The following is a 26,149-nucleotide window of genomic DNA, read 5'->3' as shown; positions in this document are numbered from 1 at the left end:
TCTTCGGGGGTCTTTTTCTTCTTCTCTTCTGACATACTAAATTAAATTCTCCTGTTACTTTAAAAATTTTACATCTCTTAGCATCTGCTCATCTTCTTTATCACCAAGATATGTACTGATTATATACCTTGGCCTGTTTTTGGTCTCCAAATATATTTTGCCAATATACTCTCCTATGACTCCAAGGGATATCATAGTAAGACCGCCAATAGCCCATACCGACAAAACAGTAGTTGTCCAGCCGGGAATAGTTGCACCTGTAAAATGCCTGATAAGTGAATATATAAGTACAATAAAACTTGTAAAGAATATAAACACTCCAAGGCCTGAAATAATCTTTATGGGTTTGGTACTAAGCGAAGTAATACCTTCAAATGCAAACTGAAGCATCTTAAATAAGGGATACTTACTTTCACCTGCAAATCTCTCTGCTCTCTCATAATATTCCACATCAGTCTTAAGGCCGATCATTGGAACTATTCCTCTAAGGAACAGATTGACTTCCGAAAAATCAGACAAAAAATCCAGAGCCCTGCTGCTCATCAGTCTGAAATCAGCATGGTTATATACAATGTCTGCACCCATCTTATTCATGAGCTTATAATAGCTCTCAGCTGTATACCTCTTGAAAAAGGTATCTGTTTTTCTCTGGCTTCTTACTCCGTATACGATCTCTGCGCCGTTTTCGTATTTTTCAACCATGCCGTCTATTGCATTAATATCATCCTGAAGATCGGCATCCATCGAAATACTTATGTCACAGATATCCTTTACTGTCATAAGACCTGCAAGAAGCGCATTCTGATGGCCTCTGTTTCTGGATAATTTTACCCCCTGAAAAATCGGATCTTCTTTGTGAAGCTCCTCTATCATATTCCAGGTATTATCGCGCGAGCCGTCATCAACAAACACGATCCTGCTGTCCGGAGAAATCTTTTCGCTCTTTATAAGAGTGTTTAATTTCTCCTTAAGTCTTTTTGAAGTTTCAGGTAAAACCTCCTGTTCGTTGTAACAGGGAATTACCATAAAAAGCTTATCATTCTTTGCCATTTATATAATTAACCAGTCCTTCACTATCGATTATTTTCTGCATAAAGGGCGGGAATGCCTGTCCCTGAAAGGTTTTGCCTGTAGTCTCATCGGTGATAACACCGGTATCAAAATTAATATTTACAACATCACCCTGCTTTATTTCTTTTGCAGCGTCAGGACATTCTACTATCGGAAGACCGATATTTATAGCATTTCTGTAAAAAATCCTTGCAAAAGTTTCGGCAATAACACAGGAAACTCCTGCAGCCTTTATTGCGATCGGAGCGTGCTCTCTTGAAGAGCCGCATCCAAAGTTCTTATTAGCAACAATGATATCACCTTTTTTAACATTTTTGATAAAGTCTTTATCGATATCTTCCATGCAATGTGCTGCAAGCTCCATCGGATCAGCAGTATTTAAATATCTTGCGGGAATAATAACGTCCGTATCAACATTGTCACCAAAGCAAAATACACTTCCTCTAGCTTCTTTCATATCGTAAACCTCTTTTCCTAAAGCCTTTTACTGTAATTCCGAAGGCTGACTTAAATATCCGGTAACAGCACTTGCTGCAGCAACTGCGGGTGACGCAAGATAGATTTCAGAATCAACAGCACCCATTCGTCCCACAAAGTTACGGTTAGTTGTAGAAACACATCTCTCACCTGATGCAAGGATTCCCATATAACCTCCAAGGCAGGGACCGCAGGTAGGCGTTGAAACAACAGCGCCGGCTTCTATGAATATCCTAAGAAGTCCCTCTTCCATAGCCTGCATATATATGCTCTGAGTTGCAGGAATGATGATGCATCTAATACCATCCGCAACCTTTCTGCCCTTAAGTATCCCGGCAGCACATCTTATGTCATCAATTCTGCCGTTTGTGCATGATCCGATAACTACCTGATCGATCTTTATCTTATTTATCTTATCAGTCTCATCAAAAGTATGTGTATTCTCAGGAAGGTGAGGGAATGCAACAGTTGGCTTAAGCTCGCTTAAGTTTATTGTGTACTCCTCATCATATACAGCATCTTCATCAGCTTCATAAACAGTAAATTTCTTTCCGGGTGCGTGCTCTTCCATATAAGCTATTGCCTTGTCATCAACAGGGAATATGCCGTTTTTTGCACCGCCTTCAATTGCCATATTAGCAATAGTGAATCTGTCATCCATTGAAAGAGAAGAAACGCCCTCTCCTGCAAATTCCATTGATTTATACAAAGCGCCGTCAACGCCTATCATACCGATGATATGAAGAATAACATCTTTTCCGCTTACATACTCACTAAGCTTACCTGTGAGATTGAATCTGATTGCTGAAGGAACCTTAAACCATGCTTTTCCTGTTGCCATTCCGCATGCCATATCTGTAGATCCCACGCCGGTACTGAATGCGCCAAGAGCGCCGTATGTACAGGTATGAGAGTCAGCACCTATTATTAGATCTCCTGCAACCGTTAAACCTTTTTCGGGAAGAAGCGCGTGCTCAATTCCCATCTGACCAACTTCAAAATAGTTGGTGATCTCATTCCTTTTAGCAAATTCTCTGACACACTTGCAGTTTTCAGCTGATTTAATATCCTTGTTGGGGACAAAATGATCGGGTACCAGCGCAATTTTGTCCTTGTTGAAAACGCCGTTTGTCTTAAACTTTTCCATTTCCTTAATTGCAACCGGACTGGTAATATCATTGCCAAGAACAAGATCCAGATCTGCTTCAATAAGCTGTCCTGCACTAACACTTGAAAGTCCTGCATGGGCTGCCAGAATCTTCTGGCTCATTGTCATACCGCTCATAATAATCTCCTTTTATAAATTCTATACCAAATTATATATGATATAAGTAAAATAATACCAACAAAACTTAAGAATATGCCCGGATAATAGCCATCCGGAATATATGTAACCTCGATATTATGGACACCGTCTCCGGTTTTTATAGCCATAAGACCATAATCGGCTTTTATTATCTCTGTTTCTTTGCCATCAACATACGCTTTAAAGCCCTTTGAACATGGAACTGAGAAAAACAGCAAACTATCCTTCATAAGATTTGAAGTTTCTGCAGTAAAACCTCTGGTTGATGTTTCAAAGCTGTTGCAGGAGGTTTCCTTTCTATCTGCGCAGTTTCTTTCAAATACTTCATCCGGAAGAACTTCGTTCATATATCCATCAGGAAGCTTTTTTAAAACATCAAGAACTTTCTCTTCATCTTCATCCGGAATGATCAGGCAAACTGATAATAGTCTGTCCTTTAATATGTCATCTTCAAGGTCTTCATAGTCACTTTCTGTCAGATAATAATCATATGAAAAGCCCATCGGAATATAATTAGTATTTTCGTAAATATCAATTCCGTTTTGGGACTCCTTATAATAATATCCCGTTATGCCTTCCTTGGAATTGAAAATGCCATCTTTGTTTATCCGGCCATTTTCCATGTAATACCTTGCTGAAACTATCGCCCTTAGTCCTATTCTGTCCTCGGGAATCCTTGTCTCAACAGTTCTTTCAATACCTTCTGTGCCATTTAAAAAGTCGAATATCTCTCCCGGAATAGTGCTTATAAAGCTGTGAAGTGAACCGATACCCCAGACCATATCATAATTGGTCGCAGTATTGTCAGTCTCTCCCCTGAAGAAATCTTCTGAAAGGCCTTCCGGTTTTGTATTTAGCATCTGCTCCTGCCACTGCTCTTTTCCAAAATCTGAAATAAGTGATGAGCCGTTGGTAAGAACTGTATTAAGCGAAAGGATACCTCCTGTCATTACAGCAAACAAAAAGGCACTTAGCCTCATAAAAGGCTTTTTTAAAACAATTTCTTTATTAAATATTTTTACTTTCCTTATGCATTTGGGGAAAGCAAAAACAAGAATTATCAAAATCACTGAAAGTATGGCAGTTACAACCGTGTCTCTCCAAAATATCTTTTCATTTTCAACAAGAGACATATAGATAACTTCGCCATCTTCGTTATAGGAAGGTAATAATCCTATGTTTATTACAAGTAAAAAGATAAATGATGTAACAAGGCACCCTATTTTCAAGGCTCTTGATGAGCCTCTCTCTATTACCTTTGCAGTAGCAAGAGCCATAAATAAAATTGGCATGTAATACCATCTTGCATAGTAGTATTCATTAAAAAATGAAAATGCTGCGTTAAGAACCGGAATAAATGCCATCACAAGACATACAAGTAAAATCCTCTTTACGGGATCCTTTTTAAGCTTGTGTGTCATGAAATATGCAACTACGCCGCATATCCCAAAAAGAGGCAGATACACTGCAAGTGAAGCGTTCTTAACAGTAGTCGTATAAAAAACAGTTCCTTTTCCTATTATGTCAGGAACCATGACCATGCTCTTTATAATATCCCAGAGCATATTCATGCTCGGATATGAAACCATATCGTATCCAAGCAGATAGTTGTTAATTCTGGAATTACCGCTTACTGCCAAAAGAGCCTGTAAAATAAAGAAGCTACTTATAAGGCACCCTAAAGCTCCACCAAGGAGTGCTCTTAAAAACATCCTTAAAACAACTCTCCATCTGTTTCCCTGAGCATAACAAACTACAAAATAGATTATTAAAAAGACAACCTGCCCAAAGAAAAAGTAATAATTTATAACAGACATCAGGGATGTCATAAGGACAAATGAGATAAATCTTTTACCGCCAGGAACAAAGTAATAATGGTCCTTGTGGTGGTCAACCTCCATAAGCTTCTCAAATGTGTAGAGGTATAGCGGAAAGAATGCAACCGAATCCGTAAAGTGATTAAATACTATATTGCACGCATTAAAACCTGAAAATGCAAATAACAAAGCGCCTATCATTGCTGAGTCATCACGAATGACATGCCTTCTTATAAAGACATATGCTGACATTGCGCAAACCGCATACTTAAGCGCCATCAAAAATGGCATTAAATAAGGAATTGCACTCTCAGAAAAAGGGAGCGTCAAATAAAAGAAAGGGCTTCCCAACAAATAAAATGAAAAGCACCCGATAAGAGAACCTCCCAAATCAACATCCCAGTTCCAGAAAAGATCACCGTTTTTAATTGCCCTGTGAGCAAGTATATAAAAGGGATTTTGCTGAACGTTGTAATCGCCATAATAAAAAAAAGGCAGTCCCCTCTTAATGAATAAAGGTAATACTGCCACAATATACATAAAAAAGGACAGCACTGCTATCTGGAGAAGTCTGTATTTAAGCGGCCTTTTTTTATAGTATTCCATAATCTCTAAAATGAGCTGCCGCTAATGCGGCAGCCCTTCCTTTACTTTAGTTATTGATAAGCTTGTCGCTCTCGTTATTCCAGCTGTAAAGCTTTCTGATTTCCTTACCGATCTGCTCAGCGGGATGCTCAGCTGCAAGCTTTCTCATAGCATTGAAGTGAACCTGTCCGCCTGCTTCAGACATATCAAGAAGGAATTCCTTAGCAAATGTACCATCCTGGATATCCGAAAGGACCTTCTTCATAGCCTTCTTTGTATCCTCTGTAATGATCTTGGGACCTGTTACATAATCGCCGTATTCTGCTGTATTTGAGATTGAATATCTCATTCCTGCAAAACCTGACTGATAGATAAGGTCTACAATAAGCTTCATCTCGTGAACACACTCGAAATATGCATTTCTCGGATCATAGCCAGCCTCAACAAGTGTCTCAAAACCAGCCTGCATAAGTGCGCAAACACCGCCGCAAAGAACTGCCTGCTCACCAAAGAGGTCTGTCTCTGTCTCTGTTCTGAATGTTGTCTCAAGGATACCTGCTCTTGCACCACCTATGCCTGCACCATAAGCAAGTGCCCTATCAAGTGCCTTACCTGTTGCATCCTGATATACAGCAACAAGACAAGGTGTTCCTTTACCAGCCTGGTACTCAGATCTTACTGTGTGACCGGGAGCCTTGGGAGCGATCATTGTTACATCGACATCCTTCGGGGGCTGGATAAGACCAAAGTGAATATTGAAACCATGAGCAAACATAAGCATGTTGCCTGCCTCAAGGTTGGGCTCGATGTCTTCCTTATACATCTTAGCCTGCTTCTCATCGTTGATAAGAATCATAATCACATCAGCCATCTTTGCTGCTTCAGCTGTGGGATAAACCTTAAGTCCCTGTGCCTCAGCTTTTGCTTTACTCTTAGAGCCTTCGTACAGACCAATAATGACGTTGCAACCTGACTCCTTAAGGTTCAATGCGTGTGCATGACCCTGTGAACCATATCCGATAATTGCAATTGTCTTACCCTCTAAAAGTGATAAATTGCAATCCTCCTGATAGAAAATACGTGCTTCCTGTGACATACTTCTTACCTCCGTTAAAATTATAAAAGTTTATATTCAGCGAAAATGCAGATCAAAAGCATTTCGTAACTGACTTATTTAAGATCCTCTAAATGGACTACATTTTCAACGCCTCTTCCAAGACCTGCTATACCTGTTCTTGCAAGCTCAAGGATTTCCTGGCCTTCAAGCATCTTAAGAAGAGCATCTACTTTGGACTGATTACCCGTGATCTCGATGATAAGTGATTCGGGAGTTACATCAATGATGTTTGCCCTGAAGATATTGGCAATTGTCATGATGTTTTCTCTTTGGGCCTCTCCGGCTCTTACTTTTATAAGAGCAAGCTCTCTGTATACACTATCCTCCGGATCAAGCTCTGTGATATCCCTGACATCAATAAGCTTGGAAAGCTGCTTCTCAATCTGATCGAGAATGACATCATCTCCGGATGCTACAATTGTAATTCTGGTAAAATTAGGATCGGTTGTTGTTCCGGCTGTTATACTTTCGATGTTATAACAACGTCTCGCAAACAAACCTGATATTTTGCTTAGAACACCTGCTGTATTATCTACAAGCAACTGAAAAACTTTCTTTTTCATACTCCTCCGACTTACCTTTGCTATACTTGCAAAACAATTTAAAAATTATTGTATGCGCATTTTTATTCAATGTCAATGAAATACTTTTGCAATGTAAAACTTTAACACTTTAAATTATTGATTTATTTTAATATACTTATAATCAAACAAACTTGATCAAAATTAATGTATATACCCAAAAGCCTTTATTTTTCGCTTTCTCTGCACTTTGTAAGAGCAACTGTTCCGGTTCTTGCAATCTCGACAATAGAAATTGTTCTGAGCATTTCAATAAAAACTTCTACCCTTTCCGGAGTGTCGCAGATCTGTATCATCATAAGGTTTTTACTCATATCTACTATCTGAGCCTTCATGATGTCACAGTTTTCCATTATGTCTCTTCTGTTTTCCTTGTTGTAACGAACCTTTATAAGCGTAAGCTCTCTGCATATGCTCATGCTTTCCTTGAAGGTCTTGACCTTTATGACATCAAGCTTTTTATTAAGCTGTTTCTCAATCTGCTCTATTGTTCTCTCGTCACCGCTTGAAACTATAGTCATGCAGGAAACATCTCTTGAATTGGTCTCTCCAACAACAAGTGAATCAATATTAAAATTTCTTCTGGCAAAAAGTCCGGCAACCTTGCTAAGTACACCGGCATGGTTTTCAACGAGAACCGAATATATTCTTTTCATGATCTTTTCCTCAAATACGCTTTTTCAAACAAATCACTTAGACAGATCCATCGGATCTACAACAACTTCGCAAAGCACCGATTCATCGGCTGACATGAGGTCGTTTATCAGTTTCTCTGCTTCATTCTGAGTTGAAGCCCTAAGATATTTCATGTCATAAGCTTCGGCAATCTTGTCAAGATGAGGTGTTTCGTGAAGTTTTACCATATTGTATCTGTCCTGGAGGCTGTAATGCTGATATTCTCTGACCATTCCAAGGTAGTTATTTGAAAATACTATAAGTCCTACCTTTATCCGGTACTGTTTCAATGTTGAAAGTTCCATCATTGACATCTGAAAAGCACCATCACCCATTACAGCGATAACCTTCTTGTCGGGAGCAGCATATTTTGCGCCAAGGGCAGCAGGTATTGAATAACCCATAGTTCCCATGCCGCCTGAGGTGAGGAATCGTCCTTGCTTTACAAGATGCCATCTGCATGACCAGATCTGGTTCTGGCCGACGTCTGCGATATAGATTGCATCCTCCGGAAGCTTTATTGAGAGCTTATTGATAAATTTCATGGGATCTACATACTTGTCGGTATCTATCTTGGGTCTATCTTCCTGCATACTAAGTCTGTAGCTGTTTAAGGTATCTATCCAGTCTTTTCTCTTATGAATAAGGTCTTCCTTATCCTCAAACTCATTTATCTTTTTGAAAATGTGTGAGATATCGCCAACAAGAGGAATTGTAGGACCTACATTTTTTCCGATTTCTGCGGGATCAACATCAATATGGATAAGTATCTTGTTCTCTGTAATAAGGTCAGGCCTGTTTACAGCTCTGTCTGCAACTCTTGCGCCGACCATAAGAAGAAGGTCCGACTCATTAAGAGCTCTGTTTGCGTATGGTCTTCCGTTGTTACCCACCATGCCAAAATATAGAGGATCAAAGGAATTCATAACACCAATTCCCATCATGGTAGAAACAACGGGAATCTGATTATCTTTGGAAAATTTTCTTATCTCTTCTACTGCGCCTGACAGATGTACTCCGCCGCCCACACAGATAATAGGTCTTTTGGCTCTTGCAACTTCTTTAACGACCTTCTTTATCTGGACAGCATTTCCTTCGACAGTAGGTTTATAAGTGCGCATATTGACCTTTTCAGGGTAAACAAACTTACCTATTTCCTGCTGCTGTATATCGATAGGAATGTCTATAAGTACAGGGCCCTTTCGACCTGTATTTGCTATATGAAAAGCTTCTTTAAAAATGCGTGGAATATCTGCAGCATCTCTGATCAGATAGCTGTATTTGACAAATGACTCGGCTGCACCCGTGATGTCCGCCTCCTGGAAAACATCACTGCCTATAAGTTCAGAATTCACCTGGCCTGTAATGCATACAAGCGGAATACTGTCTGCATAAGCAGTTGCTATTCCGGTTATAAGATTAGTTGCACCCGGACCGCTTGTTACAGCACAAACACCGACTTTGCCACTGATCCTGGCATAGCCGCTGGCACAGTGAGCAGCGTTCTGCTCAGTTCTAACAAGTATCTGCTGTATATCAGTTTCTCCCAGGCTATCATAAAAAGGTGCAATGGCAACTCCTGAGTAGCCATATACAACCTCTACCTTCTCTTCCTGCAAGCATTTAACTATTGCCTGTGAACCTTTCATAATATATTTTCCCTCCAACAAACCTAAATTCCAAAAATAGACAAAACAATTTAAATAATTATAAATAAAAATTATTTGTCAGGCAATCTTTGTATAAACAATTGCTTTAACCCTTTGACGCAGTAGAAAAATAAATCATTCTATTGCAAGGATGTTCTTAACTATTCTTACACAGTTTGCAGCATCGGATGAGTAGCCGTCAGCGCCGATCTCCCATGCATAATCTTCAGTAACTACAGCTCCTCCAATGACGATCTTTGCTTTGCAGTTCTTTTCCTTTGCAAGCTTAACTACAGTTTTCATCTCCTGCATCGTGGTTGTCATAAGAGCAGACAGTGCAATAATAGCGGCATTTTCGGAGATTGCGGTATCAACGATCTTTTCACTTGGAACATCTTTTCCCAGATCTATTACGTTAAAGCCGTGATTTTTAAGCATTAATGCTACGAGGTTTTTGCCTATATCATGTATATCTCCGTGAACAGTAGCAATTACTATAGTCTCTTTATTGTCATTTCCGTTTTCGCCTTCATTAAGAAGAGGTTCAAGCTTTGCTATGGACATCTTCATGGTTTCAGCGCTTGCAATAAGCTGGGGGAGGAAATATTTTCCCTTGTCAAATAAATCTCCCACTTCATTTATTGCAAGCATTAAAACATCATTTAAAAGGCTCTTTGGATCACAGCCTTTTTCAATTGCGTCAAGAGTATCCTTTTCTATAGTTCTTTTGGAGCCCTTCATGACATCTGTTTTTATCTTGCTCATCATAAATTCGACAGAAGACTCATCTGCTGCGTTTCCATTACCGGAAGAAGAGCTCTCCTTGCAGCGCTCTGAAGAATTTGATTTTTTATCATTTTCAGCTTCTTTAGTAGTACCTAAAGTACTGCCGCTATAGGCCGCTACAAGTTTTTGTCCTTTGGGAACACAGCTTACCTGAACGTTCATCCCGTCATATCTGCTCATTCTCTCAATGTAGCGAAGATCCGCCTCTTCCTTGTTTCTTAAGAGATCGGATGCAAAAGCACTATTTACAAGCAGTTCCTGAGAAGGATTACATATTGCCATGGTAAGTCCATTTGCTATAGCCATAGTCAAAAAAGCAGTATTTACAAATGCTCTCTGAGGAAGACCAAAGGAAATATTTGATAATCCGCAGATAGTAGCAAAGCCGTTGTCCTTGCAGTACTTTATGGTTTCAAGGGTTTCGAGTGCAGCATTTTTGTTTGCACCGATAGTGGCAACGAGTCCGTCAACAATTATGTCTGTCCTCTTAAGCCCCATCTCATAAGCCTTGTCAGACAACTGCCTAATAAATAAATGTTTCTCTTCCAAGCTGTCCGGAAGTCCTTTGGGTCCGACAGGCAATAGAATAAACATTGCGCCGTATTTTTTTGCTATAGGCAAAAACCTTTCGGCTTTATCCTTTTCAAGAGAAATTGAATTAATAAGCGCTCTTCCGGGATATTTTCTAAGCGCCATCTCCATCGTCTTTTCATCGGAAGTGTCTATGCAAAGAGGAAGTGAAGTAAGAGGCAGAATTTCATCCAGGATATCAGACATCATGCTGCATTCATCGATACCACTCATTCCGACATTAACGTCAAGGATTGAAGCGCCGTCTTCCTCCTGTTTTGATACGAAGTCGCAGACCATATCAAGCTTTCCTTCTCTAAGCTCTGCCTGAAGCTTCTTTTTACCTGTAGGATTGATCCTCTCACCAACGATCATAAAAGGGTCATCAAGTAAAAATGCTACTGTCATCCTCTCACTTGTAAGGAAACGCATATCCTCATTTTTTCTGGTCAGAACCTCTCCGTTTGGATAAACAAGTCCCTTTGACACATCATATTCAAGGTACTTATCATGAAGAGCCTTAATATAATCAGCATCTGTACCACAGCACCCACCAATAATAGTTGCGCCGGATCTAATGAGCTTTTCCATCTCACCAGCAAAGATTTCGCATGGCATATCGTATGATGTTGTACCGTCTTCGTTTACAACGGGCAGTCCTGCATTAGGCTTTGCAATGATCGGTATATTGGTTACAGAAGCCATATCTGCTATGATATCTGCCATTTTATCAGGGCCTGTTGAACAGTTTGCACCAACTGCGCATGCACCAAGTGATTCCATCACAATTGCTGCTGTTTTGGCATCTGTCCCAAACAGCGTCCTTCCATCCTGTTCAAAAGTAAGAGTGACCATAACTGCTATATCAGAAACTTCTTTAGCAGCAATAAGGGCAGCCCTGCACTCCTGAAGACTCATCATGGTCTCTACAACTATAAGGTCACACCCTGCTTCTTCAAGAATCTGAATCTGCTCCTTATAAACAGTTATAAGCTCCTCAAAATCAAGGTCTCCCATAGGCTTAAGCTGTCTGCCCGTCATCGTGACATCACCTGCAACGTAGGCATTTGAACCGGCACTTTCTTTTGCAAGTTTTACAAGCTCAGTATTTATTTCACGTTTCCTGTCTGAAAGGCCAAAATTATCAAGCTTTATCCTGTTTCCTGTGAATGTGGGTGCATATATGATATCAGAACCCGCGTCTACATAACTTTTTTGAAGCTTCTTAATGACATCTGTGTGCTCAAGTATCCACTCTTCGGTACAGGCACCTGCAGGAAGCCCCTCCTTCATTAGGTTTGTGCCTGTTGCTCCATCAAGGAAAAATATTTTATTATTGTCAAATACCTTTAAAAATTCTTCTCTATTCATATGCGTATCCTAACTTAGCTCTAAAAATATTGTATAAGCCTTACTTTACCAAGTCACCTCATTTACTTTTTTCTAATAAGTTTCCTTAGTTTATCAAAAATGCAAGAAAAAGCAAAGGTAAACACAAGGACAAAAACAGGTCTAAGCATCCAAAATACATCCGGTCTTTGAGACGTAACAAAAATATGATCATCACAAATCCTGTCAAATACAGAAATTATAAACACATGGAAATAATAGATAAGTGCAGACAAATCCCGTCCCATAGTTGAAATAAAGCTATCTTTTGCATATTTAAAATAGAGCGAGAGGTTCATAGCTCCAATGACAAGAAATACCGAACCCAAATATATCTCTTTAACTCCCCAAATATAATATTCAACTATTGTGAATAAAGAACCTGCGATCAAAAATAGTATTCCGGCCTTCTTTGAGGATATTAACTTTATTTTTTCTTCGTATTCTCTGAAGACAAATCCGAGCATTGTGAAAGGAACACCTTCAAAGAGCCAGTTGCGAGTTACATACCAGGTCGATATTCCTATTCCAAACGGTCTTATCGGATAATAAATCCTTAGCATTTCTCCAAGAAATAAAAATGAAAGAAGTATCACAATAAGATATCCTGCCCATTTCCTTAAAAACGGAGCAAAAATAAAGACTAAAACATACACGTATAAAAGTGCAAACAAAAACCATAATTGATCGAATGTATAGGAAAAATCATAGATAAATCTTCCTGAGTTAAACAGAATTAGTCTTGAAAATTCAAAAAGGTTGAATTTTTCACTTACCCAATCTGCAAGAGAATCTCCGTCAGATAAATAAACGGATAAAGAATATAACGTATAAAAAAGCCAGATACAGAATATAACAGGTAAAAGCTTTTTTATTTTATTAAGCATCTGCTTTCTGATGTCAGATGCCGTATAAGTATTGTCCTTTAAGAGAAAATACCCTGAAATCACAAAAAACACAGGCACTCCGAATCTTGCAAGTGCCTGTATTATATCGCCGGTCGTACCCGGAAACTTACTATGGATAAAGACAACTAAAATGCATGCTATTAGTCTTATTACATCTATTGAATAATAGTGTTTATTTTCCATACTCTCCCAAAAAACAAAACTAACTTTTAATCAATACCATAATCCGAAGAATTCTTAAGTCTGGACAGAGCTCTAGCCATAGCAGCCTGAGCTGTATAATACTCTCTGATAGACTTATTCTGTCGCATTTCTTCCTCTGCTCTCTCAAGAGCGCGCTGTGCTCTGTGCCTGTCGATATCCTCAGGCTTTTCGCAAGTGTCAACCAGTACTATTACACGGTTATTCGCAACCTGGCAGGAACCTCTTCCGACAATCGCAATAATCTTATCCCCAATAGCATCGCGGATTGTCATCTTGCCATCGTATATAGCAAGCACAAGTTCCTCGTGCTCTGCAAGTATTGCATACTCACCATCAATGCATGGAAGAATTATTTCGCTGGCTCTGTCATTATAAAAAATGCCGTTTGTCGACATTACTTGTAAACCAAATGTCTTTTTTTCCAAGATATATACCTCAGATTAAGCTTTTTCCTCAGCTATTTCGCCGCTAAGCTTCTTAGCTTTTTCAATAACATCATCTATTGTTCCAACATTGAAAAATGCAGCTTCCGGATATTCATCCATCTCGCCTTCAATTATCATCTTAAAGCCTCTTATGGTCTCAGCAATCGGAACATAGACACCCTTAACGCCTGTAAATGTCTCAGCTACATGGAACGGCTGTGACAGGAATCTCTGGATCTTACGAGCTCTATATACTGTAAGTTTATCCTCTTCGCCAAGCTCATCCATACCAAGAATGGCGATAATATCCTGTAATTCCTTATATTTCTGAAGCATTTCCTGTACTCTGGTAGCTACGTAATAATGCTCCTCTCCTACAACGTCCGCCTCAAGGATTCTACTTGTTGATTCAAGCGGATCAACAGCAGGATAGATACCCTGCTCAACTATCTTACGTGACAATACAGTAGTTGCATCAAGATGCGCAAACGTTGTTGCAGGTGCGGGGTCTGTAAGGTCATCTGCAGGCACATATACAGCCTGAACTGAAGTTACTGAACCATTTTTTGTTGATGCGATTCTCTCCTGAAGCTGACCTAAATCTGTAGCAAGTGTCGGCTGATAACCAACGGCTGAAGGCATTCTTCCAAGAAGTGAAGAAACCTCGGAACCTGCCTGAATAAATCTGAATATGTTATCGATGAACAAAAGTACATCCTGTCTTTCCCTGTCTCGGAAGTACTCTGCCATGGTCAGGCCTGTCTCGGCAACTCTCATACGAGCTCCCGGTGGCTCATTCATCTGACCAAACACAAGCGCAGTCTTATCTATAACACCGGACTCTTTCATCTCAGTCCACAGATCATTACCTTCACGGGATCTCTCACCAACACCGGTAAATATGGAATAACCGCCGTGCTCAGTTGCTATATTCTGAATCAGCTCCTGAATAAGGACAGTTTTACCTACACCTGCACCTCCGAAAAGGCCAATCTTACCGCCCTTTGCATAGGGAGCCAAAAGGTCTATTACCTTGATTCCTGTTTCCAGAATCTCTACAACAGGGCTCTGATCCGTAAGCTTTGGTGCATCTCTGTGGATTGACCAGTGCTTTTCTCCCTTAAGGGAAGGCCCGTCGTCAATTGTATCTCCAAGAACGTTAAAAAGACGTCCCAGATTATTTTTTCCGACAGGAACACTGATAGGACCGCCTGTCTGATACACCTTCATATCTTTTGCAAGGCCTTCACTTGCAGTAAGCATGATACATCTGACAATGTTATCGCCTACGTGCTGAGCTACTTCCATCACGCCTTTTTTCTCATTTACCATAACTTCAAGAGCATCGCTTATATATGGTAAATGTCCGTTTTCAAAAATTACATCTACTACAGGTCCCATGACCTGCAGGATTTTTCCTTCATTATTCACTTTCTAAGACCTCGTATTCTCATTAAGTGCTGCTTTTTTCTTCATCTTCGCCGCTTTAGCTCTTCTCATAGCCTTAGCACCCGAAGCAACCTCTGTAATCTCCTGCGTAATTGCCGCCTGCCTCTGACGATTGTACTCCTTAGTAAGCTGTCCTATCATTTCATTGGCATTTTTATTAGCATTATCCATCGCCATCATTCTGCTGTTCTGTTCACTACAGAAGGTTTCAACCAAAGCTCCGTATATAAATCCATTTATAAAGTTCGGAACTATATTATCAATTATTGCCTCTGCGCTTGGTTCAAACAAAAACTCCTCGTTATAGGTATCTATCGGCATAAATCTGTCTCTTGCTTCCTGTATGATATCCAAAGGAAGTATCTTCTTACACTGAACCTCACAGCTGATAGAATTCTTCATTGTTGTGTAAACAACATAAGCTTCATCTATAACATGATTTCTAAAGTCATCAATGATGATAGATGTGATATCTCTTGATCTGTCAAGATTGGGATTCTGAGCTGTATATCTAAAACTCTCATCTATGTCAAATCCCTGTCTTTGCAGATAATGCCTTCCATGCTCACCAACTACGTAGAGTTTGTAGTTCTTAAGTGTGTTGTTTTTTTGTATATGTTCTTCAGCCGCTTTTAATACATTGTGATTGAACGATCCTGCAAGTCCCTTGTCGGAAGTAAGTATAAGATATCCTTTTGCCCTTGATGCATAAGGAATATCATCCCTTGTCTCAAGGAAAACATCCTCAGTACCCTCAGGAAGATGTCTCGTTACTCTCGCTATCATTGCCTGAAGTGCATAGAAATACGGCTCCGTTTCAGCAAGCTGTTTTTTTGCTTTTCTCAGCTTGTTTGAAGAAATCATATACATGGCATTTGTAATTTTCATTGTGTCGCGTACACTGCCTATGCGGTCGCGAATCTCTTTTATATTTGCCACTGAAAATCACCTTTTATCTAAGTTCAAGTTTCTTTCTCTTTTTCTTAAGCTCTTCTTTGAGTTTTTCATTATTTATCTTGTCAAACTCATCAGCTGCTTCAAGAATCTGTTTACGTGTCGACTCGGTAAGGTCGCCTGATTTTACGATATCTGTGATGATATCCTGTTTATTCTCTTCAAAATACTTAAGCAGCTTTTTCTTGTATTCGCTTATATCCTTAACAGGTACAAAATCAAGCTTGTTTCCGTTAGCACATACAAGAAGGATTACCTGCTGATACATGGAATAAGGATTTCCAAGAGGCTGCTTTAAGAGTTCCATCAGAACACTTCCGTGACGAAGCTGCTGCTTGGTCGTTTCATCAAGATCTGATGCAAACTGTGTAAACACAGCCATTTCCCTGTACTGAGCAAGGTCAATTCTTATACTTCCCGCAGCTTTCTTCATAGCCTTGGTCTGAGCCGCACTACCGACACGGGAAACGGATAGTCCTACGTTTACGGCAGGTCTCATACCTTCGAAGAAAAGATCTGATTCAAGGAAAATCTGTCCATCTGTGATTGAAATAACATTGGTCGGAATATAAGCAGATACATCACCTGCCTGAGTTTCAATAATAGGAAGCGCTGTGATCGAGCCTCCACCAAGATCACTTGTAAGCTTACTTGACCTCTCAAGAAGTCTTGAATGAAGATAGAATACATCTCCGGGATAAGCTTCTCTTCCGGGTGATCTCTCAAGTAGAAGTGACAACGCTCTGTAAGCAACGGCATGCTTTGAAAGATCATCATATACAATAAGTACATCCTTACCCATGAGCATGAAATACTCTGCCATAGCTGTACCTGCATAAGGCGCAATATACTGCAGGGGTGCACTGTCTGATGCAGTAGAAGCAACAACAATTGTATACTCCATCGCACCTGTTTCTTTAAGTGTATTTATGAGTTTGGCGATAGTACTGGATTTTTGACCGATAGCTACGTATACACAGATTACATCCTTACCCTTCTGGTTGATAATAGCATCCATGGCAATAGAAGTCTTACCGGTCTGTCTGTCTCCGATAATAAGCTCTCTTTGACCGCGTCCTATAGGGAACATGGTATCGATTGACAAAATACCTGTTTCCATGGGCTCATTTACTGATTTTCTCTGTGTGATTCCGGGAGCCGGCTCTTCTACCGGTCTGTAGACATCGGTCTTAATGTTTTCGCCGCCATCTATAGGATTACCAAGAGCATCGATAACTCTTCCTATAAAAGCTTCACCAACAGGAATACCTGCCTGCTTATAAGTTCTTACGCAACGTGATCCCTGTCTGATTCCCGTATCATTACCAAACAAGATGATACCTATATGGTCATCTCTTATATCCTGGACCATACCCTTGGTTCCATCATCAAACTGAACGATCTCACCGTAAAAGGCATGCTCGATACCAATAACATTAGCAATTCCATCGCCCACAAAAATAACGTGACCGACTTCTTTTCCCTCAACTTTAAGATCAAAGTTTGATACTCTGTCTCTTATTATGGAAACAAGATGCTCAGCGCTTGTGTTGTTTCTGCTTTTGGTAAGAGCGATGAGTTCTTTAAGCTGTCTCGTTCTTCCCTCATCACTCCAGTCATATTCAAAATTGCCGTAATTAACAATGAATCCGCCTTCAACCTTCGAATCATGTATTAATTCAAGTTCAAGATCAGGATTGTTAAATTTAGCTGCAAGAGCTTCCTTTATCTGATTTGCCTGACCTTCTGTAGGTGCAACACTTGAATATCTAAGTGTCGCAATATTTTTATTTATCATAAGTTTTTAACCTCTGATATTTATTTACTCTTTTCGATAGCTTCAAAAATGAACTTGTTATAGAGCTCTTTATCGCTCTCTTCGTCATGCTTTGATACCGCAATCTTATTGGCAGCACGAACTACCAGATCTGTAAGCTCGGATACATAAGCATCCTTTTCCTTTTGAGCTTCAATCTGAGCATTGTGCCTTGCTTCAACAATGATCTGTTCAGCCTTGTCTTTTGCTTCTGTTACGATGCGGTCATATTCATCATAACCTTCCTGCTTGGACTTATTGATGAGTTCTTCACATTCCTTATCTGCATCGCGAAGCTTAGCCGAGTAATCTTCCTTAAGCTTCTCGGCCTCTCTTTCCTTTTCAAGAACACTGTCCTTGGCATGTTCTATTTCATCACGTCTTGCCTGTAATACGGCATCAACTCTTTTGAATAAAAACAGTCTGAAAACCAGATAAAGTACAAGAAGGTTGATAACTGTCCAGACAATATTCATTACACTAACGTTTAGCACTTCTAATCCCCTTTACAAATAGATTCTCCCAAAATCGATTATGATTACGTGAACAGTATCATGATTGATACAACGAAGCCGTAAATAGCTGTTGCTTCTGCAAGCGCACAACCAAGAAGAAGCAGCTTCATGATCTTACCGTCTGCCTCAGGCTGACGTGCTACCGCATCAACGGCCTTTGAAGTTGCAATACCGATACCTACACCTGCACCGATTCCTGTAAATGCAGCAATAGCTGCTCCGATTGCTGTTAAATCCATAGTTAAAACCTCCGTTTTTTCTTTATTATTCAACCGCTTCTTTTATGTAAAGCGAAGTTAAGAATACAAATACATAAGCCTGTATAAGGCCATCAAATATATCAAAATACAAACTAAATGCTGCCGGTACTATAATCGGAACTACCATTTTTAATAGTTCCATGATGACCGTTGCTCCTATGATGTTACCAAAAAGTCGCATGCACAGTGAAAGCGGTCTGATAGCAAGCTCCAGAATGTTCATGGGAGTTATTATTGCCATAGGCTCTGCAAATGATTTGAGCCATTTTCTGGTACCCTTTTTTTTGATGCCGGCAGCCTCAACCAGTACAATACTCATAAGTGAAAGTGCTGCAGTAACATTAAGATCCATCGTGGGCGGTGTCTGTCCAAAAAGCCCCACAAGATTCGATGCGCCGATAAATACAAGAACCACAACCATGTAATCGCGGTATCTTAGCCCTTCATCTCCCAGCATTCCGTAGGTAATGCCCCTTAATTTTTCAACAATAAGTTCAGCGACGGCCTGTTTTGTAGAAATATCATGCACCTTCATATTGCTTGTAAGGAACAGAATAAGCAATGTCAGAACCGCAATGACTCCCCATGACAAAACTATTGACCTATTAATGTCAAAAAAGCCGTTCATAAAATCAAAGTGTATAAGCACCTTGTCTTCCAGTAACAGCTCTTTTAACAGTCCTCCAATATCCATATAAAACCTTCCCCATCTAATTTCTATTAAAAACACCAAATAAAGCATATTATCAAAGCATTTGGCATTTTCACAACTATTTTTTATTATACTTCTTTTATATTGTTAACACAATTACTAATGTCCGACGACCTAGCTATTTTATAAGATAATTTTCGATGATGTAAGTTTTTTTTGAAAAAAATTTTGAACTTGTTTTAGTGTCGTTTAAACCTTAAATGATCACTTATCAATGACTTTGGCAATATCGCGCACATCATCAAATGTATAATCCGGTTTTGGGTTCATATCAAGTACCATATCATAGCTGCTCTCTCCCGAAAGCACACAGACAGAAACAGCGCCTGCATTTTGGGCAACAGCGATATCCGTATACAATCTGTCACCTACGCAGCAAATGCGCTCGTTTGGAACGCCTCTTACTTTTGAAATAATATCTACCATGTTTCTGTTTGGCTTTCCGATATAGAAAGGCTCCTCGCCGGATGAAGCAGTAAGGAGTGCGCAGATACTTCCGCAGTCGGGAAGAACTTCTCCCTTTGGCATAGGGCATACCCAGTCAGGATTAGCGGCAATAAACGCAGATCCTTTTCTTAAAAAATGTACCGCAAGATCAAGGTCTCTATATACAAGCTGCGTATCAAAACCGACGCATACCACGGGAAGTTCTTTTTCATCATCAAGATGATCTCGTACTTCTTCAGCGCTGTTAAATAAAAGTCCTGAAAAAATATCTTTCTTTGCAAAATCATCTTTGTCGTATTCAGATGACGTAAATACTTTTAAGCCTGCACTCTTAAGCTCATTTACAAAGGTATCCGTTCCAAGTACAAGAATCTGTTTATCTTTGTACTTATCCAGAAGGTACTTTGCTGTTGCCATTCCGGATGTATAAACATTTCTTTCTTCGCAGACAAATCCCATATTCTTAAGCCTCGTAACATAGTCGGTGCCTGCTCTTGAAGAATTATTTGTAAGATATATATAATCCTTCTCGTTTTCGGAAAGAGTATTTATAAAATCGATTGCACCGTCAAACACATCATCTCCAAGATAAAGTGTTCCGTCCATATCAAGTAAAAACAGTTCACAGTTTTTTATCTTCTCATAACTTGTTTCATTTGATAATTCTTTATACATTATTTACTCCAAAAAAATGCCCTGAGCTACAAGCCCAGGGCCTCATGATTTCAGTAATTCGATTTTGAAATTACAGATCGATGTCGCCTGTCATTTCGTGATTAACAACATAATAAGCTTTTCCGTCCTCAGGCTTTACATAAAGTTCCAGACTCTTAACGCCCTTGACATTGTACTTTTCCTCAAAAGCTGCCTTAGCTCTTGCTACAAGGTCATCTTGTGATACAGACTTATCGCCATACTGAAGCTCAATCTTTGTCTTAATTGCTGCCATCTGATTTCCTCCTCCATAGAAATAATAACTAAACTTTTTTTAGTATAATACCCTAATGAATATTCGTCAAACACTAAATATCAGCATATATAAGTTATTATCTATGTAAAAAGCAGCTTTATCAGTCTTCAGTCTTCTCAACAATATGGTCCTTGTCCTTAAAGATATGTCTTGCAGGGATGCAGCCTCTTACAGATGACAGTGGATAAATATTTGTCTCTTTGCCGATAACAGTGCCGGGATTAAGAACGCTACCGCAGCCAACTTCTACATTGTCTCCGAGCATTGCACCGAATTTTTTAAGGCCGGTTTCAACAGTATCATCTTTTCCGTTTTTGACTACAACGAGTTTTTTATCTGATTTTACGTTTGAAGTAATAGAGCCTGCACCCATGTGTGACTTAAAGCCAAGGATGGAGTCTCCAACGTAGTTGTAGTGAGGAACCTGAACCTTGTTAAATAAAATAACGTTCTTAAGCTCTGTTGAATTTCCGACAACAGCGCCTTTTCCGACGATCGCATTGCCTCTTATGAATGCGCACTGTCTGATCTCAGCGTCCTCATCTATAATGCAGGGACCAGCTATATAAGCTGAGTCAAATACCTTTGCGCTTTTAGCAATCCAGATATCGTCTCCTCTTTTTTCAAACTTGTCTGCAGGAAGTGTATTTCCAAGCTTTAATATAAAATCCTTAATCTTGGGAAGAACTTCCCAAGGATATGTAACATTCTCAAAAATCTCCGCAGCGATCGTCTCAGATAATGTATATAAGTTTTCAACAGAATATTCTTTCATAAATATGATCCTTTCACTTATAAGATATTTCTTACAAACAGTAACAGATTAGCACTAATTAAAGTCAAATACCACATTAAAGTTTTCGTCAAACTTAAGCCTTGCTTCAAAAGCTGTTCCCTTCTTACTCGTAAATCCGCCTATTTTCTCAGTCTGCTTCTCATTTACAAGTTTTATGAAATCCTCCTCTGAAAGCATAAGTCCGGCTATCTTTCCAATATAGAATTTGCAGCCATCGCCTTCTCTTACAAAGTTCTTACAGTGGTATCCAAAATGCCCTTTTATAATATCTCCTCCGCACTTAGGGCATTTTATGCCCTCCATGAGTTTGTCCTCATTTTCAAATACGAACTTAACTCCGGTAATTACTCCCTGCTCATCCTTGGAAAGCGCAAGCTTTGCATCAAACTTATTTCCGGTTTTTGATCTAAAACCTGAAATAGTGGAGGTTATACCATTGGTAATGAGCTCTTTTATCTGTGCTTCCTTAAGATTCACTTTTGCGATCTGGCCAATACTGAACCTGCAACCTTCTTCGGGATTTTCTCTGTTGTAATTATTGCAGCCGTAGCCAAAGCTTGTTTTTACAATATCTCCGCCGCAAACAGGACACGAAATTCCTTTGATGGTCTTTACTTCAACGTTTTCAAAATCAAATCCTATCTCAGCTTTTCCTTCTTCATTTTTCTTAAGGACAAGACAAGCATCAAACTTCTTGTTACTTTTGCCCTTAAAGCCTCTTATTGTAGAAGTTTTACCGTCCTTTAAAAGCTCAAGGACATTGCCCTCTGTGAGCTGCTTATTGCATATTTTTCCAAGAAAGAATTTACAAGAAGCCGGATCATTTATCTTATTATTTTCGCAGATATAGTTCTTGCCCATTATCATGATCCTGCCACCGCAGTCAGGGCAGGTTACTCCTTCAAGGAATTTGGGACCTACACCTTCAAAGTTGAAATTTATCTGCGGCTTTCCGCTCTCGTCCTTATCTAGAATGAGCCTTGCACTAAATGGCTTCTTGTTTTTACCTGTAAATCCATCAAGAATATCTGTCTTTCCCTCAGTCATAAGCTTGGTGAATTCTTCTGGTGAAAGGTCACGTCCTGCGACTTTTCCTATACTGAAGGGACATTTTATTTTCTCATTAAAATAGTTGCTGCAGCCGTAGCCAAAACTTGTTGTTGAAAGCTCGCCTCCGCACATAGGACACTTTATGCCAAGCTTTTTCCTTACAGCAATTCCTTTTGACTCTTTTCCTGTAAATTCATGGATCCTGTCAACTATCTGAGTTGTCAGGTCATTATGTATCATATTATCTGTTTCTTTACGGATATAGTTTTCAAGCTTTTGCCTGTATTCATCGGCATCAACGCTGCCGTTTACAATGCCTTCAAGCCCCTTTTCCCAGCTGGCTGTCATCTCGGGATTTAGAAGTGTAGGAACTGATAGATTCACAACCTCATAGATCATCTCACCGATATTTTCAGGTGTTATGATCTGAGTCTTATTGTTCTGATTAAGATACTTTATCCTTACCAGTTTCTCTATTATCTCGCCTCTTGTAGCAGAAGTACCGATACCCGATTTCTTTATCTGCTCGCGAAGTTCTTCGTTTTCTATGAGATTTCCGGCATTTTCCATGGCAAGTACCAGGTTTCCTGAAGTATATCTTTTTGGCGGTGATGTCTTGCCCTCTTTAAGCTCATAACCTGATACCGTAAGTACATCGCCTTTTTTTGCGCTGTCTGCAAATTTGATGAAATCTTCTTTTGAAAAATTATCATCAATTTCATCTCCCTCATCATTTTCTTTTTTTTGAGGGATTCCTGCCACCTTAAGGTAACCCGGAGAAACAAGCACTTTTGCTGATGCAAAGAACTTTTCTCCATCTACATCAATCTGCAGCTTTACAGTCTTGTACTCTGCAGGAGGATAAAAAATAGATAAAAATCTCTTACAGATAAGATCATAAACAGCTTTTGAAAGTGATGACAAAGATGATATCGCACCTGTCTGTCCTGTTGGAATTATCGCATAGTGGTCGGTTACTTTGGAATCATCTACATAAGAAGTCTTCTCAAGCCCTACAAACGCATTGTTTGCAAGTACTTCCTTTGCAAATTTCTCCATATCGGCATATCCCGAAAGTCCGCTTATGTTTTTCCTTATTTCCTTAGCCACAGCAGTTGTCAAAACTCTGGCATCTGTTCTTGGATATGTTGTAAGCTTCTTTTCATATAAGTCCTGTATCACGTCAAGAGTCTGCGCAGGACTTATCTTAAATATCTTGGAGCATTCTCCCTGAAGCTCTGCAAGGTTAAAAAGAAGCGGCGCTCTCTTTTTAGACTTACCGGATTCTATGCTATCGATCACAGCCTGTTTTCCTGAAAGGTCCGATATCAGCTTCTCTGCGCTCTCTCTTTCCTTAAAGCCGTTCTCTTTATATAAAAGTGGTGAATTATAGTACTTTGTGCCCTCTACCGCTTTCCATTCTCCATTAAAGGAAACATCAGAAAAAGTGCCGACAATCCTGTAAAAAGGTGTCTCTACAAAGTTTCTTATTTCTCTTTCCCTGTTTACGACCATTCCGAGAACGCAGGTCATAACACGTCCAATTGCAATGGCTGTGTAGCTCTTTGTGGCAGCAGCATCATTGATCATTTTTCCGTATTTAACGGAAAGAGCTCTCGAAAAGTTAATTCCGAGACTGTAATCCTCGATAGTACGCATGATACCGCTCTTACCTAGAAGGGCATAGTCGCTCATAGGCTTTGCTTCATTTATTCCGCGCCTTATCTCATCATCAGTCTGTGAGTCGATCCAGACTCTGAGCTCCTTCATCCCCTCTCGTACACCGCCGAAATTTCTTATGTTTTCTTCGATAGTCTGTCCTTCTTTTCCCGAGTCTCCTGCCCAGTAAACGGTATCTATGTCCTCTCTGAAAAGAAGCGAATGCACAACATTGTATTGCTCTTTTGCACTCTCAACTACACCATATTTATATTCTTTTGGAAGAAAAGGAAGATCGCTTAGATTCCAAGACTTATATTTTATATCGTAAGCTTCCGGGTATTGCATCTCCACAAGATGACCATAGCACCATGATATTACGTATTCATCGTTTTCAATAAAACCGTTTCTGTTCCCGTTTACGCGAAGCACTCTCGCAAAATCTCTGGCAACCGAAGGTTTCTCAGTTATGATTAGTTTTTTTGACACTTATAAAACCCCTAAAAATTAATCACTTGGCAAAATTGCCAAGTGATCTTTTAATTTTTTTCTTATTATAATTTATCAATCAATTCTTAATTCATCAAGTCCTATAAGTTTTACTTCGGGCATTTCCTCGGAAAGTTTCCTCAGACTATCGTCAAATCCTACTGCTGAGAAGAAATAATAATAATCCGGTGTAAGCCTTGCCCTCTTGCAGCAATTTCTTAATTGTTCCATTGCTGTGACGTCAAATTCGTGTTCAAAATCACATATTCCTACAAGAGTATCGCCTGTATCACTCTGAGCAACAATATCTATAGTGCCCATCTTTCCAACCCATTCGCCTTCTTCATCGATAACGAAAGGAAGCTTATTAAATGAGGAACACTTATCTATATATTCCCTGCAGACAAGCTTATATGCATAGGAAACAAATTTATCTATATCTTTTTCGATAAACTTTTCATAGAATTCTTCAGGCTTGTATCTGATGAGATTGCTTGCATGCTGATACAAAAATCTAAAGTAAAAACCTGTAAGACCGTCGCAAATACGGTACACACCTTTTTGAACATTTTCGTGACCTGTAGTAGCAAATGAAAATACCTTCTCAACTACGCCAAGTTCAATAAGGCTCTTTAGATAAACCATGATCTTTGCTCTGGAAAAACCTGTCGCATGATGGATATCATTAAGTTTATTTTGTCCGTTAGCAAGTCCGTAAAGAATGGTATTATAAACAGCTGTTTCTCTTAAGTTTTCTTCAAGCATAAGATCAGTAAGTTTAAGGAGCACGCTGTTTTGATAATCAAGGAACTTGTCACAGACATTTTCCTTGAATGATTTTTTGGAATCAAAGTAATCCCATAAAAGTGCCTTGCCACCAAATATGGAATATGTCCTTATTACGTCATCATAGGGCATATCCATGAATCTCTTATGCATCTCCTGGAAAGTATAGGGCTTTATCTTCAAAAAGCCACTGATATACTGAGCCTGGCTTCCAAGTTTCTCGACCATGCTGTTTTCAATCCAGGCGGAGTTACTGCCAACCAGAACTACCATCATCTGAGGGTGAGAATCTCTGTAAACGACCTTTGATATCTCAGAAAGGAAATCCGGAGAATTTTTCATTATATTCTCAAAATCATTTATAAGAACTATAACGGGATTATCCAGCTCCTTTGCCCTTTTCTCAAATTGCTCAAATATCTGAGTATAGGTGGGATATTCAGGAAGCTCAAATCCCTTTTTTGCAAGTTCTTTACTCCAGATATATTGCTGTAATCTCTCAGCTGCGGAGCAGGTACTATAGAAAAGGCAGGGCTTTCCTTTTACAAATTCTCTTATTACATCTTCACTGCCTGTTCTGATCACTTCATAAACAATAAGGATCTGATTGCTGCCGTTTGAATAATAGCTGTTTAATAAGTCAACTTCCTGTTGTTTTGTTTTTTCCATATAATCCCTCTGTTTCC

22 protein-coding genes are annotated in these 26,149 nt (G+C 39.5%); all 22 read right to left on the bottom strand.

The window, feature by feature from the left end; genetic code table 11:
* Positions 1-54: 54 nt before the first annotated feature.
* The 22 genes from T543_RS04075 to T543_RS03970 all read right to left on the bottom strand — a co-directional run bounded on the left by T543_RS04075 (position 55) and on the right by T543_RS03970 (position 26,132).
* A complete protein-coding gene (locus tag T543_RS04075; protein WP_035766016.1) occupies positions 55-1,050 on the bottom strand; it encodes a glycosyltransferase family 2 protein in 996 nt (331 codons plus the stop codon).
* Positions 1,037-1,528 (bottom strand): 3-isopropylmalate dehydratase small subunit, encoded by a 492-nt coding sequence (gene leuD / locus T543_RS04070; RefSeq protein WP_035766015.1) that lies wholly within the window; start codon positions 1,526-1,528, stop codon positions 1,037-1,039. The genes T543_RS04075 and leuD overlap by 14 nt, the downstream gene beginning before the upstream one ends.
* A gap of 27 nt (positions 1,529-1,555) precedes the next feature.
* Complete coding sequence (leuC, locus tag T543_RS04065; protein ID WP_035766014.1) at positions 1,556-2,833, bottom strand: 3-isopropylmalate dehydratase large subunit; 1,278 nt, start codon at positions 2,831-2,833, stop codon at positions 1,556-1,558.
* Complete coding sequence (locus T543_RS04060) at positions 2,830-5,277, bottom strand: YfhO family protein (protein WP_035766013.1); 2,448 nt, start codon at positions 5,275-5,277, stop codon at positions 2,830-2,832. The genes leuC and T543_RS04060 overlap by 4 nt, the downstream gene beginning before the upstream one ends.
* Positions 5,278-5,323: 46 nt before the next feature.
* Positions 5,324-6,352 carry a ketol-acid reductoisomerase gene (gene ilvC, locus T543_RS04055; RefSeq protein ID WP_035766012.1) on the bottom strand — a complete coding sequence of 343 codons (1,029 nt, stop codon included), beginning with the start codon at positions 6,350-6,352 and terminating at the stop codon, positions 5,324-5,326.
* A 74-nt stretch (positions 6,353-6,426) separates the two neighbouring features.
* Positions 6,427-6,936, bottom strand: coding sequence for an acetolactate synthase small subunit (ilvN, locus tag T543_RS04050; RefSeq protein WP_035766011.1), 510 nt, complete (start codon positions 6,934-6,936; stop codon positions 6,427-6,429).
* Positions 6,937-7,121: 185 nt separating this feature from the next.
* On the bottom strand, positions 7,122-7,610 hold the full coding sequence (gene ilvN, locus T543_RS04045; RefSeq protein WP_035766010.1) for an acetolactate synthase small subunit: 489 nt from the start codon (positions 7,608-7,610) through the stop codon (positions 7,122-7,124).
* A 33-nt stretch (positions 7,611-7,643) separates the two neighbouring features.
* Positions 7,644-9,278, bottom strand: a complete 1,635-nt coding sequence (gene ilvB, locus T543_RS04040; protein ID WP_035766009.1) for a biosynthetic-type acetolactate synthase large subunit — start codon at positions 9,276-9,278, stop codon at positions 7,644-7,646.
* Positions 9,279-9,413: 135 nt separating this feature from the next.
* Positions 9,414-12,005, bottom strand: coding sequence for a homocysteine S-methyltransferase family protein (locus T543_RS04035; RefSeq protein ID WP_035766008.1), 2,592 nt, complete (start codon positions 12,003-12,005; stop codon positions 9,414-9,416).
* A 62-nt stretch (positions 12,006-12,067) separates the two neighbouring features.
* The gene (locus T543_RS04030) at positions 12,068-13,114 is read right to left on the bottom strand and encodes an acyltransferase (RefSeq protein ID WP_035766007.1); all 1,047 of its coding nucleotides are present in this window, start codon (positions 13,112-13,114) and stop codon (positions 12,068-12,070) included.
* Positions 13,115-13,140: 26 nt separating this feature from the next.
* The gene (atpC, locus tag T543_RS04025) at positions 13,141-13,560 is read right to left on the bottom strand and encodes an ATP synthase F1 subunit epsilon (protein WP_242839464.1); all 420 of its coding nucleotides are present in this window, start codon (positions 13,558-13,560) and stop codon (positions 13,141-13,143) included.
* Between the two features lie 15 nt (positions 13,561-13,575).
* Positions 13,576-14,991, bottom strand: a complete 1,416-nt coding sequence (atpD, locus tag T543_RS04020) for a F0F1 ATP synthase subunit beta (RefSeq protein WP_255347212.1) — start codon at positions 14,989-14,991, stop codon at positions 13,576-13,578.
* A 3-nt stretch (positions 14,992-14,994) separates the two neighbouring features.
* Positions 14,995-15,948: an ATP synthase F1 subunit gamma gene (gene atpG, locus T543_RS04015; RefSeq protein WP_035766006.1), complete on the bottom strand. Its 954-nt coding sequence runs from the start codon at positions 15,946-15,948 to the stop codon at positions 14,995-14,997.
* A gap of 13 nt (positions 15,949-15,961) precedes the next feature.
* Positions 15,962-17,761, bottom strand: coding sequence for a F0F1 ATP synthase subunit alpha (atpA, locus tag T543_RS04010; RefSeq protein ID WP_155843153.1), 1,800 nt, complete (start codon positions 17,759-17,761; stop codon positions 15,962-15,964).
* A 20-nt stretch (positions 17,762-17,781) separates the two neighbouring features.
* Positions 17,782-18,273 carry an ATP synthase F0 subunit B gene (locus T543_RS04005; RefSeq protein ID WP_155843152.1) on the bottom strand — a complete coding sequence of 164 codons (492 nt, stop codon included), beginning with the start codon at positions 18,271-18,273 and terminating at the stop codon, positions 17,782-17,784.
* A gap of 44 nt (positions 18,274-18,317) precedes the next feature.
* Positions 18,318-18,533, bottom strand: a complete 216-nt coding sequence (gene atpE, locus T543_RS04000) for an ATP synthase F0 subunit C (protein ID WP_035766004.1) — start codon at positions 18,531-18,533, stop codon at positions 18,318-18,320.
* 25 nt (positions 18,534-18,558) lie between these two features.
* Entirely contained in the window at positions 18,559-19,242 is a 684-nt protein-coding gene (locus tag T543_RS03995; RefSeq protein ID WP_442856085.1) for a F0F1 ATP synthase subunit A, read from the bottom strand.
* 228 nt (positions 19,243-19,470) lie between these two features.
* Positions 19,471-20,388 (bottom strand): HAD-IIA family hydrolase, encoded by a 918-nt coding sequence (locus T543_RS03990; protein ID WP_035766002.1) that lies wholly within the window; start codon positions 20,386-20,388, stop codon positions 19,471-19,473.
* A 70-nt stretch (positions 20,389-20,458) separates the two neighbouring features.
* A complete protein-coding gene (locus T543_RS03985; protein WP_035766001.1) occupies positions 20,459-20,662 on the bottom strand; it encodes a DUF6465 family protein in 204 nt (67 codons plus the stop codon).
* Positions 20,663-20,783: 121 nt separating this feature from the next.
* Positions 20,784-21,458, bottom strand: a complete 675-nt coding sequence (locus T543_RS03980) for an LbetaH domain-containing protein (RefSeq protein WP_035766000.1) — start codon at positions 21,456-21,458, stop codon at positions 20,784-20,786.
* Positions 21,459-21,512: 54 nt separating this feature from the next.
* Positions 21,513-24,677 (bottom strand): type IA DNA topoisomerase, encoded by a 3,165-nt coding sequence (gene topB / locus T543_RS03975; protein ID WP_035765999.1) that lies wholly within the window; start codon positions 24,675-24,677, stop codon positions 21,513-21,515.
* Between the two features lie 75 nt (positions 24,678-24,752).
* Positions 24,753-26,132 (bottom strand): ATP-binding protein, encoded by a 1,380-nt coding sequence (locus T543_RS03970; protein ID WP_035765998.1) that lies wholly within the window; start codon positions 26,130-26,132, stop codon positions 24,753-24,755.
* Between the last annotated feature and the right edge of the window lie 17 nt (positions 26,133-26,149).

This window comes from Butyrivibrio sp. NC2002 (assembly GCF_000702265.1).
Taxonomy (GTDB): domain Bacteria; phylum Bacillota; class Clostridia; order Lachnospirales; family Lachnospiraceae; genus Butyrivibrio.
The sequence above is the reverse complement of the archived record's forward strand: the minus strand, read 5'-3'. Positions and strand labels throughout refer to the sequence as shown.